General features: G+C 29.5%; 13 protein-coding genes, 1 tRNA gene and 1 riboswitch. Of the genes, 12 read left to right on the top strand and 2 right to left on the bottom strand.

All coding sequences use genetic code 11. The features are described from left to right. Positions 1–606: 606 nt before the first annotated feature. A riboswitch (Lysine riboswitch) is annotated at positions 607–773 on the top strand. Between the two features lie 143 nt (positions 774–916). The 7 genes from dapA (at position 917) to L3B98_RS28235 (ending at position 8,179) form a co-directional block, all read left to right on the top strand. Beyond that, complete coding sequence (dapA, locus tag L3B98_RS28205) at positions 917–1,783, top strand: 4-hydroxy-tetrahydrodipicolinate synthase (protein WP_077366676.1); 867 nt, start codon at positions 917–919, stop codon at positions 1,781–1,783. A 139-nt stretch (positions 1,784–1,922) separates the two neighbouring features. Then, positions 1,923–3,575: a solute carrier family 23 protein gene (locus L3B98_RS28210; RefSeq protein ID WP_077366675.1), complete on the top strand. Its 1,653-nt coding sequence runs from the start codon at positions 1,923–1,925 to the stop codon at positions 3,573–3,575. A 38-nt stretch (positions 3,576–3,613) separates the two neighbouring features. Next, positions 3,614–4,573: an aminoglycoside phosphotransferase family protein gene (locus tag L3B98_RS28215; RefSeq protein WP_238919143.1), complete on the top strand. Its 960-nt coding sequence runs from the start codon at positions 3,614–3,616 to the stop codon at positions 4,571–4,573. Positions 4,574–4,872: 299 nt separating this feature from the next. Continuing rightward, complete coding sequence (locus L3B98_RS28220) at positions 4,873–6,114, top strand: ammonium transporter (protein ID WP_015395780.1); 1,242 nt, start codon at positions 4,873–4,875, stop codon at positions 6,112–6,114. A 147-nt stretch (positions 6,115–6,261) separates the two neighbouring features. Then, entirely contained in the window at positions 6,262–6,600 is a 339-nt protein-coding gene (locus tag L3B98_RS28225; RefSeq protein ID WP_015395779.1) for a P-II family nitrogen regulator, read from the top strand. 296 nt (positions 6,601–6,896) lie between these two features. Beyond that, entirely contained in the window at positions 6,897–7,520 is a 624-nt protein-coding gene (locus L3B98_RS28230; protein WP_077366673.1) for an HD domain-containing protein, read from the top strand. A 149-nt stretch (positions 7,521–7,669) separates the two neighbouring features. Next, positions 7,670–8,179, top strand: coding sequence for an Hsp20/alpha crystallin family protein (locus L3B98_RS28235; protein WP_015395777.1), 510 nt, complete (start codon positions 7,670–7,672; stop codon positions 8,177–8,179). A 157-nt stretch (positions 8,180–8,336) separates the two neighbouring features. Here the strand turns inward: L3B98_RS28235 and L3B98_RS28240 are convergent, their stop codons facing one another. Then, a complete protein-coding gene (locus L3B98_RS28240; RefSeq protein ID WP_015395776.1) occupies positions 8,337–9,914 on the bottom strand; it encodes a DEAD/DEAH box helicase in 1,578 nt (525 codons plus the stop codon). 219 nt (positions 9,915–10,133) lie between these two features. Next, entirely contained in the window at positions 10,134–10,856 is a 723-nt protein-coding gene (locus L3B98_RS28245) for a lysophospholipid acyltransferase family protein (RefSeq protein ID WP_015395775.1), read from the bottom strand. Positions 10,857–11,086: 230 nt separating this feature from the next. Here L3B98_RS28245 and L3B98_RS28250 point away from each other — a divergent pair, with 230 nt between their 5' ends. The 5 genes from L3B98_RS28250 (at position 11,087) to L3B98_RS28270 (ending at position 17,379) form a co-directional block, all read left to right on the top strand. Further along, the gene (locus L3B98_RS28250) at positions 11,087–13,474 is read left to right on the top strand and encodes a cation-translocating P-type ATPase (protein ID WP_077366672.1); all 2,388 of its coding nucleotides are present in this window, start codon (positions 11,087–11,089) and stop codon (positions 13,472–13,474) included. A 108-nt stretch (positions 13,475–13,582) separates the two neighbouring features. Beyond that, a complete protein-coding gene (locus L3B98_RS28255; RefSeq protein WP_015395773.1) occupies positions 13,583–13,732 on the top strand; it encodes a hypothetical protein in 150 nt (49 codons plus the stop codon). A 292-nt stretch (positions 13,733–14,024) separates the two neighbouring features. Continuing rightward, positions 14,025–15,272 (top strand): MFS transporter, encoded by a 1,248-nt coding sequence (locus L3B98_RS28260; RefSeq protein WP_238919144.1) that lies wholly within the window; start codon positions 14,025–14,027, stop codon positions 15,270–15,272. After that, a complete protein-coding gene (gene abc-f, locus L3B98_RS28265; protein WP_238919145.1) occupies positions 15,250–17,142 on the top strand; it encodes a ribosomal protection-like ABC-F family protein in 1,893 nt (630 codons plus the stop codon). Before L3B98_RS28260 ends, abc-f begins: the two co-directional genes overlap by 23 nt. 162 nt (positions 17,143–17,304) lie before the next feature. Continuing rightward, a tRNA-Arg gene (locus L3B98_RS28270) sits at positions 17,305–17,379 on the top strand. The last annotated feature ends 123 nt before the right edge of the window (positions 17,380–17,502 follow it).

Below are 17,502 nucleotides of genomic sequence, written 5' to 3' on the forward strand. Positions count from 1 at the left end.
GAAAGTTAAGGTCTATAGCGCCGATGGTACTGCATGGGAGACTGTGTGGCAGAGTAGGACGTTGCGAGGTAAGTTAAAAAGATAGTTGTAATAACTGTCTTTTTTTATTTCTATTCTTAAATTGTTTTAAAAAGCAATTTAAGAGATAAAGTTAATATAATTATTAACATAATAGAGAAATAATCCACAATAAATTTAATTTCTTTGTGGATTATTTCTTGTTTATGTGGATATGTGTGCATAAAATTTAAAATATAAATTAATATTTGATTATGTAAAGATTAATTTATTTATATATTAGATATGGAATATAGTTTTCTAATAGCATTTTTTGCAACTTTTATAGCATTTTTAACTATATACTATGCAAAAAAATTATAATAATATATTTATAAAGATAAGTAAGGTTAATTGAAAGACTATAAGATAAGTAATGAATTAGTATTTTAGAAAATATTAAAATAGTGTATAAGAAAATGAAATAATATATCTTTTTTATTATAAGTATTAATAGGCAATTTAATTATATATTCAGTCGTTCTGTAAAAGCGTTTCATTTACAACAATCTAATTAAATGTTATAATTATTGTAATTTAATAACAGAAACCTTAGGTAGAGGTGCTATATATAATTAGTACTTATTATGAGTTGGCAAACATTGATTAATAAGGAAAGGTAATATGGCCGAAGATTTAAATTATGCAAAAATTTATTTCTGGGTATGCATAAAATATATGTATGACTGTCACGAAAGTGGAGAGCTAACAAGGATTTAGTCAAATTTAGAATAATAATGAAATTATTATTTATTGTTGTATTTTGATTTTAAATAAAGCTTTATATGATTAACTCTGCCCGTTAGTACCTGCTAACGGTTTTTCTTTTGTTAAAAACTAATTTGAGGAGTGTAATATTATGAAAATTGAAGGAGTACTAGTGCCACTAATAACACCATTTAAAGATGGACAAGTAGATTTAAAATCTTATAAAAGGATGATTGATCACTATATTGAAGAAGGTGTAACAGGAATTATGCCATTAGCAACAACAGGTGAATGTCCTACAATTCTACCAAATGAATATGATGAAGTTTTAACTAAAACTCTAGAGTATTGTAATAATAGAGTACCAATATATGTTGGATTGGGAGGAAACAATACTAGTGAGGTAGTAAGTAAGTTAAAAGTGGTGGAAAAGCATAAAGTTAATGGTATATTATCTGTAGCTCCATATTATTCAAGACCTAATCAGAGAGGAATTTACGAACATTTTAAATGTATATCTGAAGCAACTGATTTAGATATAATACTATATAATATACCTTACAGGACTGGAACTAATATTGAAAATGAAACTGTAGAAAAGCTGGCAGAACTTAAAAATATAGTTGCAATAAAAGATTGTTCAGGAAATATAAAACAAACAATTGAATTATTATTAAATCCACCAAAGGATTTTTCTATATTAACAGGCGAAGATGCACTTTTTTATACAACACTTACAATGGGAGGACAAGGTGGAATCATGTCTTCTGCTCATTTAAAGACTAAAGAATTTATTGAAGTGTACAATTTGATTAGAGCGAATAATCATCAAGAAGCACTGGAAAAGTGGAAATCATTACAGAATATGATTCCTCTATTATTTGCAGAACCTAATCCAACACCAGTAAAATATTGTTTGAAAAAGTTAGGTCTTATAGATTCAGATGAGGTTAGACTTCCATTAGTAAATATTACTGATGAATTGAAAATTAAATTAGATAATGTTATAAGTAGTTAATAGAAATATAAAATTTAATCCTATATTTAATTGTCATAAATGTACTCCTATTGTCAAAAAAATGAATATTTTGCTTTGACTACTATATTAATTAGGAGTAATATAAAATCTGAACAATTGAATAAGGATGTGATTAAAAATGATGCCTAAGTTCTTTTCTATGATTAAGAACGGGGAAATTACTAAAGAACAAGTTATGAAGGATATTATTGCAGGTGTTATTGTAGCTATAATAGCAATACCATTATCAATAGCACTTGGAATATCTTCTGGTGTATCACCAGAAAAAGGACTCATAACTGCTATTTTCGCGGGATTTATTATTTCATTTTTGGGAGGAAGTAGAGTTCAAATAGGAGGACCTACAGGAGCCTTTGTTGTTATAATTTATTCTATAATTCAGGAATATGGATTAAATGGACTCATCACCGCGACAATAATGGCTGGAATTATAATGATAATAATGGGATTATTAAAGTTTGGTTCGCTGATTAAGTATATACCTCAAACAATAACTATAGGATTTACAGCAGGTATAGCTGTAACATTAATGTCAACACAAGTTAAAGATTTTTTAGGTTTAAAAATTGATAATGTACCAGCAGAGTTTTTTGCAAAATGGAACAGTTATTTTTCTAATATGGGAACACTAAATATATATTCTCTAGCAATTGGAATAATTTCTGTTATTATAATAATTGTTTGGCCTAAGATTAATAAAACTATACCAGGATCTATGATTGCATTAATTTTAGCAACTCTTGCTGTAAAGCTGTTAGATTTGCCAGTAGATACAATAGGAAGCAGATTTCAAGATATTTCATCAACAATATCAGCGCCTGTGTTGCCACAGCTTAGCATGAGTGTAATAAATAAATTATTCAGTCCTGCCATGACAATTGCTATTTTAGCTGCTTTAGAATCATTGCTGTCAGCAGTAGTAGCAGACGGAATGATTGGAGATACTCATGATTCTAATATGGAACTTGTGGCGCAAGGGATAGCTAATATTACATCAGGATTATTTGGCGGAATACCTGCTACAGGTGCTATAGCAAGAACTGCTGCTAACGTAAGAACAGGAGGAAGAAGTCCTATAGCAGGAATGGTACATGCTATAACATTATTAATTACTATGTTAATTTTAATGCCTCTTGCTAAAATGGTACCAATGACTGTGCTTGCTGCAATATTAGCAGTTGTATCATATAATATGTCACAATGGAGAGCTTTTAAAGGCTTATTAAAAGCACCTAAAAGTGATGTTATTGTATTATTAGTTACATTTATAGGAACTGTTATATTTGATTTAGTAGTTGCTATAGGTATTGGAATGGTCATGACAGCATTTTTATTTATGAAGAGAATATCAGATACTACACAAATCAGAGATTTAGTAGAGGAAAAAGTTTTTGATGAAGAAACAACTGCAATATTAGAAAAAACAGATGGAAGAATACGAGTATATCAAGTAAATGGTCCAATGTTTTTTGGAGTTGCACAAGAATTTATTTGTAAGATAAAAGAAATTGAAGCTTCTGTTGGGGTTGTAATTTTGGATATGAGACATACCCATGCGATAGATGCTTCTGCAATAGATGCATTAACCAGATTACTTAAACATTGTGATGCGAATAATATAAAGCTTTGTTTAACCCACGTACAAGAGCAGCCAATGAAGGTATTACATCGAATGGGCTTTGCAGTTCAACTTGGAGTAAGTCATATATATGAAACTAAAACAGAGGCAATAGAGAAAGCTTATGATTATTTAGAACAATTAGAAGCATAGGAACTAATTAATATATTTAGAGTAGCGAGGTATAATTTATGGAACATGATTGGGAGAGAACATTCCCATTTTTAGAGATTGATGAGAATATAGTCAGTAAACTATTTGAAGGTATATTACAAGAAAATAATATTGTAAATATAACACCAGTTGATGAGGGATGTAGAACCACAAATTATATTATTTCAACTAATAATATTAATAAAAAATATCTTTTGAAAATATTTTTTCCTGTGGAACAAAATTATATGAGAGAAATTAAATTATTGACTATGTTGAAAGAAAATAAAGCTATACCAGTTCCTAAAATATATAAGATTAGTAGAGATGAACTAATTGAAAATAGGGAATATGCAATCTATGAATATATGAATGGACAGACTTTGGGTAAAGTCGTAAGTGATGGATATAAATTAGAAGACGGCTTTGTTAAAAGTGTTGCAAGAACACTAGCAAAAATACACAGCTATAAATTTGATAAGGTCGGATTTTTAGATAAAAATTTACATGTAATAGACAACTTTCCTCCACTTATAAAGTGGTATGAAATTTTAATGGGGGATATGGCAAAAAAGAGATTGGGTAAAGACATTGTAAATAAAATTTGTCGATTAGTAAAACAAAATGATGAAATTTTATTGGAATTGGATAAGGATATTAGATTAGTGCATGGCGACTTTCAAGGTACAAATATTTTGATAGAAAATGGACATTTATCTGGAGTTTTAGATTGGGAATTTGTAATGGCAGGACACCCTATTGCTGATATAGGGCAGTTTTTTAGATATGAAGAATATTTCAATAAAAGTCTAATTAATGTGTTTAAAGAAGAATATAATAATAATTCAGATTACAAGCTTAGTGATAACTGGTATAAAGTGAGTAAACTTCGTGATTTGACTAATTTAATTCAATTAATCAATACTGAAGACGACATGCCTAATAAGCATAAGCATATAAAGAAGATGATAATTAGTACTATAAACAATTTTGATTAGAAATTAAACAAAATTGAAATTAATATGAAAAAATTGTTGACAAAAGTTAATTCGCCTTATATACTATGAAATAAGAACAATGGTGTTTGATAAGCGTACTGCTAAGTATGCGGATCAAACACCTTTTTATTTTACATTATTATTTCAAATAATGTAATAATGAAGCAGATTTTATAATTGTTGTATTAGGGAACGAGCGCGCAGTTACCTAGGGCTAACATTTATTTAAAAAAAGAAAAAATAAGTAATTTGAATTTATAATTTTTGGTTTAGTATTTATATATTAAGGAGGAATATTTATGGAAATTAATTCAGGTGATATCAGTTTTGTTATACTTTGTTCAGCACTTGTACTTTTAATGACGCCAGGTCTTGCATTCTTTTATGGAGGAATGGTTCGTAGGAAAAATGTTTTAAATACACTAATGTCTTCAATGTTTATTTGTGGATTAGCTTCTGTAATGTGGGTATTAGTAGGCTATTCAATGTCTTTTGGTGATGATATTGGTGGAATAGTAGGGGGACTTAATTTCTTTGGATTCAATGGTGTAGCAGGAGCGCCTTCTGCATATGCGCCAACTATACCTCATATGCTTTTTGCAGCTTTTCAAATGATGTTTGCAATTATAACTCCAGCACTTATAACTGGATCTTTAACTGGAAGAATGAAATTTTCAGCATTATTTATTTTTATAGGATTGTGGTCGCTATTAGTATATTATCCATTAGCTCATATGGTATGGGGTGGTGGAATAATAGGAGCTTTAGGAGCTGTTGATTTCGCTGGTGGAGATGTTGTTCATATTAGTTCAGGAGTTTCAGGCCTTGTAGCTTGTATTATGTTAGGTAAGAGACGTGGATATGGTATGATGTCTTATAAACCACACAATATTCCTTTTGTAGTTCTTGGAGCAGCATTACTTTGGTTTGGATGGTTTGGATTTAATGCAGGAAGTGCATTAGCAGCTAATGAATTAGCAGTGCATGCTTTCATGACAACAAATACTGCAGCAGCAACAGCAATGCTTTCATGGATGTTAATTGAAAAAGTTAAACATGGAAAACCAACAGTACTTGGTGCAGTAACAGGAGCAGTTGTAGGTCTAGTTGCAATTACACCTGGTGCAGGGTTTGTACCACTTTGGAGCTCAATTATAATAGGAGCTATAGTATCTCCAATTTGTTACTTCTTCATGGGAGCAGTAAAATCAAAATTTGGTTACGATGATGCTCTTGATGCTTTTGGATGTCATGGAATTGGAGGAGTATGGGGAGGAATTGCAACTGGACTATTTGGACAAACAGCAATTAACTCTGTAGCTAAATGGGATGGATTGTTCTTTGGAGATGTGCATCTTTTAATTGCCCAAGTTGAAGCTATTGTAATAACAGTATTATTTGCAGGTATAATGACATTTATAATACTAAAAGTTATGAAATTATTTATGAGCATTAGAGTTGAAAGTTCAGAAGAAGCTGATGGCCTTGATGTAGCTGAACACGGTGAAACTGCTTACCCAGCATTTAATGGATTAGACTAGTCAGGGCATATGAATATAAATTAATAATATAATATATGTTGTAATAAAGAATTCATTTTAAAATAATTTATGGTATAATTTTTAGATAAAGACTCAATAAGACAACATATATTTATATTATAATGGATGATTAGGGAGGAAATAATTATGAAAAGAATAGAAGCAATTATAAGACCTTCAAAACTTGAGGATATTAAAGAAGCATTAAAAAATAATAATATAAATGGTGTAACTATAAGCCAAGTTATGGGTTGTGGTCAACAACGTGGATGGAAAGAATATCACAGAGGTACTGAGATAGTAACTAATGTATTACCTAAAATAGAAGTTAAAATAGTGGTTGAAGATGAGAAAGTGGAAGACGTTATAGAATTAATCACTAAAATTGCTAGAACTGGTGAAGTTGGGGACGGAAAAATTTTCGTTGTGGATATAGCAGAATGTGTAAGAATTAGAACTGGAGAAAGAGGAAATTCAGCTCTTTAATTCTTGGAAGGTTAAAATTTAAATATATACTATAATTAAACAGTAGATAATATTGTGTTAAGCAAAATTATCTACTGTTTTTTCGTTTTTAGGAGCTATAATTAAGTTAAAGTTTAGGAAAAATTTTAAAATCAGCAGAAACATATAGTCCTGTGAAACAGATTATTTTATGTGGAATGTGGTTTAGAGTTTAAATATATTCAAAAATAAAAAAGATATTTTCATGATTAAGAATTAAAATATTTGAAATACTAGTATTAGGTTTGAATACAGATAATAAAAGGGGGATGATTTTAATGAATGATAAAGAAATTTTTTTAGAGATTGAACAACATTTATTAAATGATAATAAACCATCTAATTATTTAGAAGAAGCTTTAAAAAATCACTTGCTAGATAATTATCCTTTTTCAATGATTAAAGATTTGCAGGAGGTTGATCAGAATCCCAAATATCATCCTGAAGGAAATGTCTTTATTCATACAATGATGGTAGTTGATGAAGGTGCAAAGTATAGAGAAAAAAGCAGAGATAAGCGTGTATTTATGTGGTCACTTCTATTACATGATATAGGCAAAAAGCCAACTACTAAGCTTAGAAAAGGAAGATTAACCTCTTATAATCATGATATTGTTGGAGCTGATATGACTGTAAAGTTCTTAGAACATTTTAATGAAGATGAGGCATTTATTGAAGAGGTACGAGGTCTTGTAAGATGGCATATGCAAAGCTTATTTGTTACTAAAGATATGAAGTTTCAAAATATTGGTGACATGCTAAAAGATGTTAATATTAATGAAATAGTACTAGTTTCACTTTCTGATAGATTGGGAAGAGGAAATTTAAATTATAAAGAAATTGAGGATACAAGAGTTCAGATAAAGAAATATAAAGAAAAACTAAGCAGCTTTAAGAAATGAAGTTGAAGATTAAAGACGACTTTTCTTCGGCAAATCAACTCTATTTATGGAATAAATAGTTTAAACAAATTGAAAAATTATAAATACTATATAGGTATTAGAAGCTTTTTATCTTGTAACTAGAAATCCATAAATATGAGGAGGAAAGTATGTTTAAAATTTTTTCATTTAGAATAGGTGACACCTTTAACTTAAATAATCTGCAAAAAATTAGTGATATTATGAGTTCTGTTCTAGAGAATATAGATATTAGCGAATTTCAAAATACTGATAATGGGAATTTGGAAGAAGGAATTTATGAAAGAAAAGAAGATGAAAATAATGATTTTATTGAATTGGAGCAATATGAGGATATGTACCTATTAAATATCAATTTAAAAGGGATTGACCTTAGAGAATTAAGTATAAGATATGATCCAGGAATATTAGAAATAAATTTAAATAGGTCTGAATTAGTGAATAGAGGAATTGGGATATTAACAAGTAAGGTGCTTGTAAAAAAGTCATACAATAAGAAATTTGAAAATATTGAAGATATAGAGACAAGCCAAATACTTAAGAATATTGATAATGGAATTCTTAGTATTAGAATGCCAAAAAAGTATGCACTAGATGGCGTTGTAGATGTGAATTTTTATGAAGATAATGTAGATAACTAAGCAGATATGTGGATAAATAAATAAAATATTGTGGATAGAAATTAGAAATGTAATAAGTGAAGATATTAAAAAAGAACAACAAAAAAAGGGAGGATAAACCTAGGAGAATTCCTAAAAATAATCTTCCCTTATGTAAGAATAATTAATTAACTTATAATTATTTCTTACGCTTATTGGCTACTTCAACATTAACTTTCTTTTTGTTGATCTTTCCGCCAGGACATTTATTTATTATTTTGGCAGCTACAGTTTCATCAACTGTTACAAATGAGAAGTTTTCCATAAGGTCTATTTGACCAATTGCAGAAGCACTAATTCTTGTCATGTCTTTAATGTAATTAATCAATACCTTTGGAGTTAATCCATCTCGTTTGCCGACAGAGAAAAATAAACGTACATCTTCTTTCTTAGGTGCATCAAGCTTATTTGCACTATAGTCAAATACACTTTCAGATTGGAATTTAATTTTCATTAAAGCTGCAATAATTGATACTGGATCATGAGCTTCAGTTAATTCTATTGCACTTGGGATAAACTTTGTAAGTTCACCAGCTTCAATAGTTTTTTCAACTTCGGAAACCATGTTTTTGAATTTCTTATTGTTGATTTCTTCAGCAGTTGGAACAGGTTTTTGAGTAATTTGACTCTTTGTAACATTTTGAATTTGCTTAAGCATTGCAAAATCTTTTGGAGTTACTAATGAGTACGCAGTACCACTCTTGTTTGCTCTACCAGTTCTACCTATTCTATGAACATAAGATTCAACATCTTGAGGTAAATCATAGTTAAATACATGAGTTACTCCCTCAACATCAATACCTCTAGCAGCAACATCAGTTGCAATTAATAAGCTTAATGTTCCTTCTTTAAATTTATTTAAGGTAGTTAATCTATGAGCTTGAGTCATATCTCCGTGCATTCCTTCAACCATGTAACCTTTTGATTGTAGTTCTTGTACAAGCTCATCAACGCCTCTTTTAGTTCTACAAAATATTATAGCAGAACTAGGATTATCTGAATCTAATAATCTGCAAAGAGCTTCTAATCTATGCTTGTTATTAATCATAAAATAACTTTGTTCGATTTTAGATACAGTTAAAGAACTTTTCTTTATCGAAACATGCTGTGCATCTGCTTTCATATATCTCTTAGCAAGTTTTTTTATTTGATCAGGCATTGTTGCTGAAAATAGTAAAGTTTGTCTTTCTGTTGGTGTATGACTAAGAATTTCTTCTATATCATCAATAAATCCCATATTAAGCATTTCGTCAGCTTCATCTAGAACTAAAAATTCAATGCTATCTAAATGAAGGCATTTTCTCTTTATAAGGTCAAGCATACGTCCAGGAGTACCAACAACTATGTCTACAGTACCTTTTCTTAAAGCTCTAATTTGTCTGTCTATTGAATCTCCACCATAAACAGATAATACTTCAGTTTTTTCATACTTAGACAATCTTTGTATTTCTTCGTTAACTTGAACTGCAAGCTCTCTTGTTGGTGCTAAAACAAGAGCTTTAATCCCTTTTTTATCACTCATTTTTGTAAGGATTGGTAAGCTGTAAGCAGCAGTTTTTCCGGTACCAGTTTGAGCCTGCCCAATTAGGTCAGCTCCACTAAGGGTTACAGGTATACTTTGTTCTTGTATTTGAGATGGTTCCGTAAAACCAAGGTCTGATATTGCTTTTACAATACTCTCCTTTAGACCTAATGTAGCAAATTGATTATCATTCATTAAATATCCTCGTTTCTATATTTTAAAATTGGTCGCTCCCCTTTAATTTACTAATTAAAGGAATATATAAATTGCAAGAATAATTCTTAATTTCTAGTATTGAAATGCCAAAAAATTTAAACACAATTGTGAATTGCAACATATATAAGTCAAATGAATTTATTATAACATATTATACGAAACTATGTCAAAAAAATTTAATATATGTTATAATATTTTTTAGTAATCCTTACATGAATTAATTATGATGGAATGGACTGTATTAGGTAGCTTCTCTAGCTCGTCCTTAGTTAATTTATCTACATATATAGTAGGATGAATTATTAATTCTATATCGGCGCCTTTAATTCTATTATTATTTTCTTCTAGGAGCTTATAGGTTCCGTTTATTGTTAATGGTACTATTGGACATTTTGATTTTGTCGCTAGTTTGAAACTGCCGCTTTTAAATTCATCAATAGACTTGCCTTTACTTCGTGTACCCGATGGGAAAATAACCATAGAGTGGCCAGACTTCAATAAATTTATACCGTCAACTATTGCTTCCGCAGATTTTCTTAAATTATCCCTATCCATGAAGATACAATTTATATATTTCATCCAAGTGCTTATGAAAGGCCAATTTTCAAGCTCTTTCTTTGCGATAAAGCCCTTTGGCATGTCGATAACACCTAATAATAATGGAATATCAAAATTGCTTTCATGATTTGAAACAAATAATACAGTTTCATCTTTAGGAATATTTTCTAGACCTATAACATTAACTTTAGCACCAGCTATTTTTAAAATAAATTTAGCCCATGTATGGGTTACTTTATGAATGAAGTTATTTCTTCCTTTTATATTATTGGTAAAAGTTAAAAATTTTATTCTAATTCTAAAAATAGAAGCAAAAACTAAACTAAGGATCATACCTGAATAAAATAATAAAGTTCTCAGCATTAAATATTACACTTCCTTCAATATAATAATTTTACACTAATCAGTATAATATAAAAATTATTATATTAAAAGAATAAAAAAGTTATACGATTATTAAAATAGATAAATTTAATAATATTTTAAGTAAAACATAGGGAAAAATATTATTAAAATAAGGTATAATATATAATACATTAATTAATTCGATGAAATAAGGTAGAAAAATAATTTACATAGGTAGGAGAGTTTTAATGAATTTAAACAATACATTAGATATTCAGGAAAGGAACGATGACGAAATAATAGGATTAACATCAAAGGAAGTTAAGAAAAGAATAAAAGAAGGCAAAGTTAATCATATTCCTAAAACTCCATCAAGAACTATAGCTCAAATAATAAGAGCAAATTTATTTACAAAATTTAATGCTATAAATTTTACTCTTGCAGCGGCAATTATTATAGCTGGCTCACCTAAGAATGCTATTTTCGTAGGTGTTATTATTGTAAATACATTAATTGGAGTAATACAGGAAATTAAAGCTAAACATACATTAGAAAAGTTATCTGTTATTAGTGAAGCTCATGCAAAAGTCATTCGTGATGGTGAAATAAAAGAAATTTCCATAGAAGATATCGTGCTTGATGATGTAATGTATTTAGAAGCAGGTATGCAGATACTAGCAGATGCTGAAGTTATACAAAGTAATGGACTTGAAATAGATGAATCAATGCTTACTGGGGAAGCAGATGCAATCTCTAAGCATTATAGTGAAAAGTTACTTTCAGGAAGCTTTGTTGCATCAGGAGAAGGTTATGCAGTTGTAAGAAAAGTTGGAAAAGAAACTTATTCTTCTACACTTGCAGAGGAAGCAAGGCAATTCAAAATAATAAATTCAGAATTGCAAACAGCTATAGATAAAATATTTAAAGTTATAATATGGATAGTACCACCATTATCATTATTGCTAATAATAACTCAATTAAGAATCCCTGAGAATACTTGGCAGGATGCATGTATAGGTGCAGTGTCAGGAATTGTTGGTATGGTGCCTGAAGGACTTGTATTGTTAACGAGTGCTACATTTATCGTTTCGATTGTTAAGTTATCTCAATATGATACCTTAGTGCAGGAATTATGTGCTACAGAGGTTTTGGCAAGGGTGGATGTATTATGTTTAGATAAGACAGGAACAATAACACAAGGAGATTTAAGACTAGCTGAAGTTAAAAATATAGGCTGCCGAGATTCAGGAGAAATAGATAATATATTAGCGGCTTTAATTCATAATTTACCTTGTAATAACCCAACACAAAAGGCTATTTTAGATAGATATAAAGGTTATGATAAAAGTTTAGTATGTACAGATAAGATTCCATTTTCATCAAAAAGAAAGTGGAGTGGTGCTACTTTTGATGGAATTGGAACCTGGATTTTAGGTGCACCTGAAATCATATTAAATAAACAATATCACTTTATAGAAAATCTAGTTAAAGAAGAAGCAAAGAAGGGCAAGAGAGTCTTGTTGTTAGCTAATCTTCACAACAAATTAAGTGAAAAATTAGAAGGAAATATAGAAAGTGTTGCATTAATATTAATTGAAGATATTATAAGGGAAGCAGCACCAGATGTATTAAGATTCTTTAGTGAACAAGGTGTTGATGTAAAAATAATCTCTGGAGATAGTCCTATTACTGTATCAGAGGTTGCAAGAAGAGCTGGCGTAGAGCAATGGGAAAAATATATTGATGCAAGAGAATTGCCAGAAGACCATGAAGAACTTAAAAAAGTAATTAATGATACAACTGTTTTTGGAAGAGTAACTCCACATCAAAAGAAAAAAATAGTTACAGTTCTTCAAGAAATGGAGCATACTGTTGCCATGACAGGTGATGGAGTAAATGATGTACTTGCTTTAAAAGCTTCAGATTGTGGAATAGCTATGGCAAATGGATCTGATGCAACAAAAGCAGTAGCACAGTTGGTATTAATGAAATCAGATTTTTCTGCACTTCCTAAGGTACTTGAAGAAGGAAGAAAGCAAATTAATAATTTAGAGAGAGTTTCAGAATTATTTTTATCAAAAACAATATATTCAGGGATTTTAGCTCTTATGTGTTCAGTGTTATTCTTAGAATATCCAATATTGCCAATTCAATTATCTTTGGTAGGAAGCTGTGCAATAGGAATTCCATCTTTCTTTTTAGCGTTGTTACCTAGTACTGGAGGAGTAAAGAAAGGCTTCTTAACAAGAATAACCACAGTAAGTATACCAAATGGAATATTGCTGGCATTGTTTACTGTAATAACCTTCGTATTGTCTCTTAGAATAAATGCATCTTTGGATTATAGCAGGACCTTATCAGTATTGATGTTTTCTGGTATAAGCATGGTAATTTTATTTAGGGTTGCAAAACCTTTGACAAAGTTCAAAACTATAATGTGCTTATCTATGTTTGGGATTATAGTGCTTGCATTTATAACTCCTATTGGAAGAGAAATATTTAGTTTATCTGTGATAAATATAAAAGATTGGGCAATATCTTTAGCTGTAATAATATTATCAGGTCCATTAATTACAAAGATAGTTGATATTTTTAGAGTTAGAGTTAATAGAAAATTTAAAGTAAAAACAATTTAAGTATTAAGTATTTCCGAGGAAATGAGATAGCTAATCTAATAAAATCCTTGCAAAATACCAGTATTTAGTATATAATTTATAGTATTATTAAGAAGAGGAGGTGGAATCATGGCTAATATAGTTGGTAGTTTTAAAATCGTTGTAAGCAAGAAAGAAAAGTTCGGTAGTGGATTGTTTACAAAATTTGCATATGCTCAATTTAACGGGGGAAGTGCGTCCATTTTTAGAATAAGTACTGACTATAGTATGAATCCATGATTCCATGTCTTTAGGTAAATTGAATTTTTTGAAATTCATATACTGATAAGTTAAGCTTTTTGGGACTCAAGGTTTTTATACTTGGGTCCTTTTATATTACTTATTTTAAGGGTTTTAGCTAAACTTTGATGTGTGAATTTTGAATATCAATAAGGTTATAACCAAAAATCTAAGATGCGTTTCTTCCATAAGTCTTTTACTTTAGCTTTAGTGAGTTTTACTAAAAGCTAAAATTTAAAGGCTTATTTTTGTGCATAAAAAAATAAATTAGATTTTTGGAGGATTAATAAATATGAATATTAAAGAAAAATTAAAAAGAAATATATCAATTAGTTATGTATATAATTTTTTACTACAATTAAATATCACCTCAGCAATATGGGTACTATACCTAAGCTTTAAAGGTATGTCTTTAGTGGAGATAGGGCTTATAGAATCTGTTTATCATATAACAGGAGTGTTATTTGAATTGCCAACAGGAGTTATTGCTGATTTATATGGAAAGAAGTTTAGTGTAATTCTTGGAAGAATTGTTAGTATAGTTTCCTGTATTCTAATGATTATTTCAAATGGCTTTTGGGGCTTTAGTATTGCCTTTGCATTAAGTGCAGCAGGAGCAAATTTAAATTCTGGAGCAGGGGAAGCTCTAGTTTATGATAGTTTAAAAGAGTTAGGTGAAGAGGATAAATATAAGAAAATATGGGGGGATTTAGCCTTTATTATGTCTTTAGCTCAGGGGTTAGCAGTCTTACTTGGTGGAATCTTAGCAGATGTTAATTTCTTATATGCATATATATTAGGGGCTGTTATACAGATAATAGCTTTAATAGCTGCTTATAACTTTAATGAACCACCTATTCAAAAAGAAGATAAAGTAAAGGAAACTGGAAATTTAATATTAAATCAATTGGTGACAAGTGTGAAGGTATTAAGAATAAGAAAGGTAGTATTATATTTAATATTATTTTCAGCATTAGTATCAAGTCTTCAAACTACTGTGTTTTATTACAGTCAACAGTATTTTTCTGATATTAGTTATTCAAAAACAATGATAGCTATAATCTGTGCAGCAAGTAGTCTTATTGATGCTATTAGCTCAAAATATGCTTATAAGCTTGAAGCAAGCTTAAAATTAAAAGGAACTTTAATAACTGTATCACTTATAAATATATTATCTTTGATGGGATTAGCCTTTATAAAGGAATTATCAGTAGTATTTTTCCTTTTAAGTTCAGTTTCAGCAGGGCTTTCCTTCACAATCTTTAGCGATTATATTAACTCAAGAGTACCATCAGAATATAGAGCAACAATATTATCTTTTGATAGTTTATGCTTTAGTGCATTTATGATAAGTGTGTTTCCTTTGTTTGGAGCACTGGCAGAAAAGGTTGGATTTTCAATAGCTTTTGGAATTATAGCAGTCGTGTATATTCCAGTAATGTTATTTTTATTAATAAAACTTAGTAAACACAAGAATGTAGAACAAAAAAATATAGAGAAAATTGGAGGAATTAATAATGATAGAATTAGCTTTGAATAAATTACAAAAATACTATGGAGCAAATATGGTTTTAGAGGATGTTACATTTGATATACAAACCTCTGAAAAAGTTGGAGTTGTAGGGGAAAATGGTTGTGGTAAGAGTACGCTATTAAAAATACTTATGGGAATTGAAGAACATGAAAGTGGAACTATTTCAATTAAAAAGAATTCAACTTTAGGGTATCTTGAACAGATGCCAGTTTACCCGGAAGGTTATAAAGTAATTGATGTTTTAAATACAGCTTTTGAGAAAATAGATAGGTTGCAAAAGGAAATGGAACTTATTGAAAAGCAACTGACGAAAGCTAATGAAATCAATATGGAGAAACTATTAAATAGTTATTCTAAAGTACAAACTAACTATGAAAGTTTGGGAGGCTATGAAAAAGAAGAAAAATTAAGCAAGGTTTGTGTGGGACTGAAAATTGATGAGGAGTTTAAGAATAAACTATTTACGGAACTCAGTGGAGGAGAAAAAACAACAGTTATTTTAGGGAAAATACTTCTTCAAAATCCTGATATATTACTATTAGATGAACCATCTAATCATTTGGATTTGGAGACTATGGAATGGCTTGAAGCTTATCTTAAAGAATATAAAGGCATAGTAATAATAGTTTCTCATGATAGATATTTTTTAGATAATGTAGTGACGAAAATTATTGAAATAGAAGATATGAAAGCAAAAAGTTACGATGGGAATTATACAGCCTTTGTAAATGAAAAAGATAGACAACTCAAGCTTCAAATGGAAGCCTTCTTAGATCAGCAGAAGAAGATTAAAGCAATTGAAAAGTCTATTGCCCAATTAAGGGAATGGGGAAAGAATGGTGATAATACTAAGTTCTTTAAAAGAGCTGCAAGCATGGAAAAGATGTTAAATAAGCTTGAAAGAGTAAACAAGCCTGTGATGGAAAGACAAAATATTAATATTAATGTTAATACAGGAGAAAGATCCGGAGATAATGTAGTTATAGTCAAAGAATTATACAAAAGTTATGATGAGAAAGTCTTATTTAATAAAGCAGATTTACTAGTGAGAAATAAGGAAAGAGTAGCCTTAATAGGAGCAAATGGTTGTGGAAAATCAACCTTAATAAAGATTTTGCTTGGAAACCTTGAAGCAGATAAGGGAACAGCAACCCTAGGCAGTAGTATAAAGCTTGGATATTTACCACAAAATGTAGTCTTTGAAGATGAAGATAAAACTATATTAGAAACCTTTAGAGAAGATATAGTAATAACAGATGGTAAGGCTAGAGAATATCTTGCAAGATATATGTTCTTTGGAGAAATGGTATTTAAGAAGGTTGGAGCCTTATCTGGAGGTGAGAGAAGCAGACTTAAACTGGCTATATTGATGTATAAGGAAGTGAATCTTTTAATTTTGGATGAACCAACAAATCATTTAGATATAGCTTCAAGAGAAGAATTAGAAGAATTTTTAAAAGACTTTGAAGGAACACTATTATTTGTATCTCATGATAGATATTTTATTAATAATATAGCAAATAGGGTTGTGGAATTATCGGGAGGAGCCTTAAATTCCTATAATGGTAACTATGAATATTATAAAGAAAAAATTGCTCAATTAAAAAGTGTGGAAGAGGTTAAAATAATTCCTAAGGAAGAAAACAAAATAACAAAGGCTAAAAAAGAAAAAGTATCTAACAATGCTAAATCTAATAATGAATTTAAAAAATTAAAACTTGAAGAAAAGATAGGAGAATTAGAAGAAAAATTAAAAGGTATTGAAGAGGAAATCAATAAATTCTGCGATGACTATGAAAAATTAGATGCTTTGTATAAGGAAAAAATGGATTTGCAGAAACAGCTAGAAGAATTAATGGAGGAATACTTTAGTTAAAGCTGGTATTCTTAAGAATATATATTTTTATATTCCTAAATTCTGAATTCTAAAATTCTTAAGAATTTTAGAATTCAGAATCTTATAGAAAAAGTAAGTTGATTATTAATTTGACAATGGTAAATAATTAGTATAAAATTTATGAGTACGAATTGAATATAAGCTCCTATAGTTAAATGGATAGAATAATCCCCTCCTAAGGGATAGATGTGGGTTCGATTCCCGCTGGGAGTACCAATGTACAATGAATAATGGAATAATCCCGTAGGTAACTAAGAGTTACTTATGGGGTTTTATTTAGTTGTTTGTAATTTTTTGATAATAATTAAATTTCTGTTTAAGGAATATATAATACGAAGA

This window comes from Clostridium sp. YIM B02555 (assembly GCF_022320955.1).
GTDB classification, from domain to species: Bacteria; Bacillota; Clostridia; order Clostridiales; family Clostridiaceae; genus Clostridium; species Clostridium saccharoperbutylacetonicum.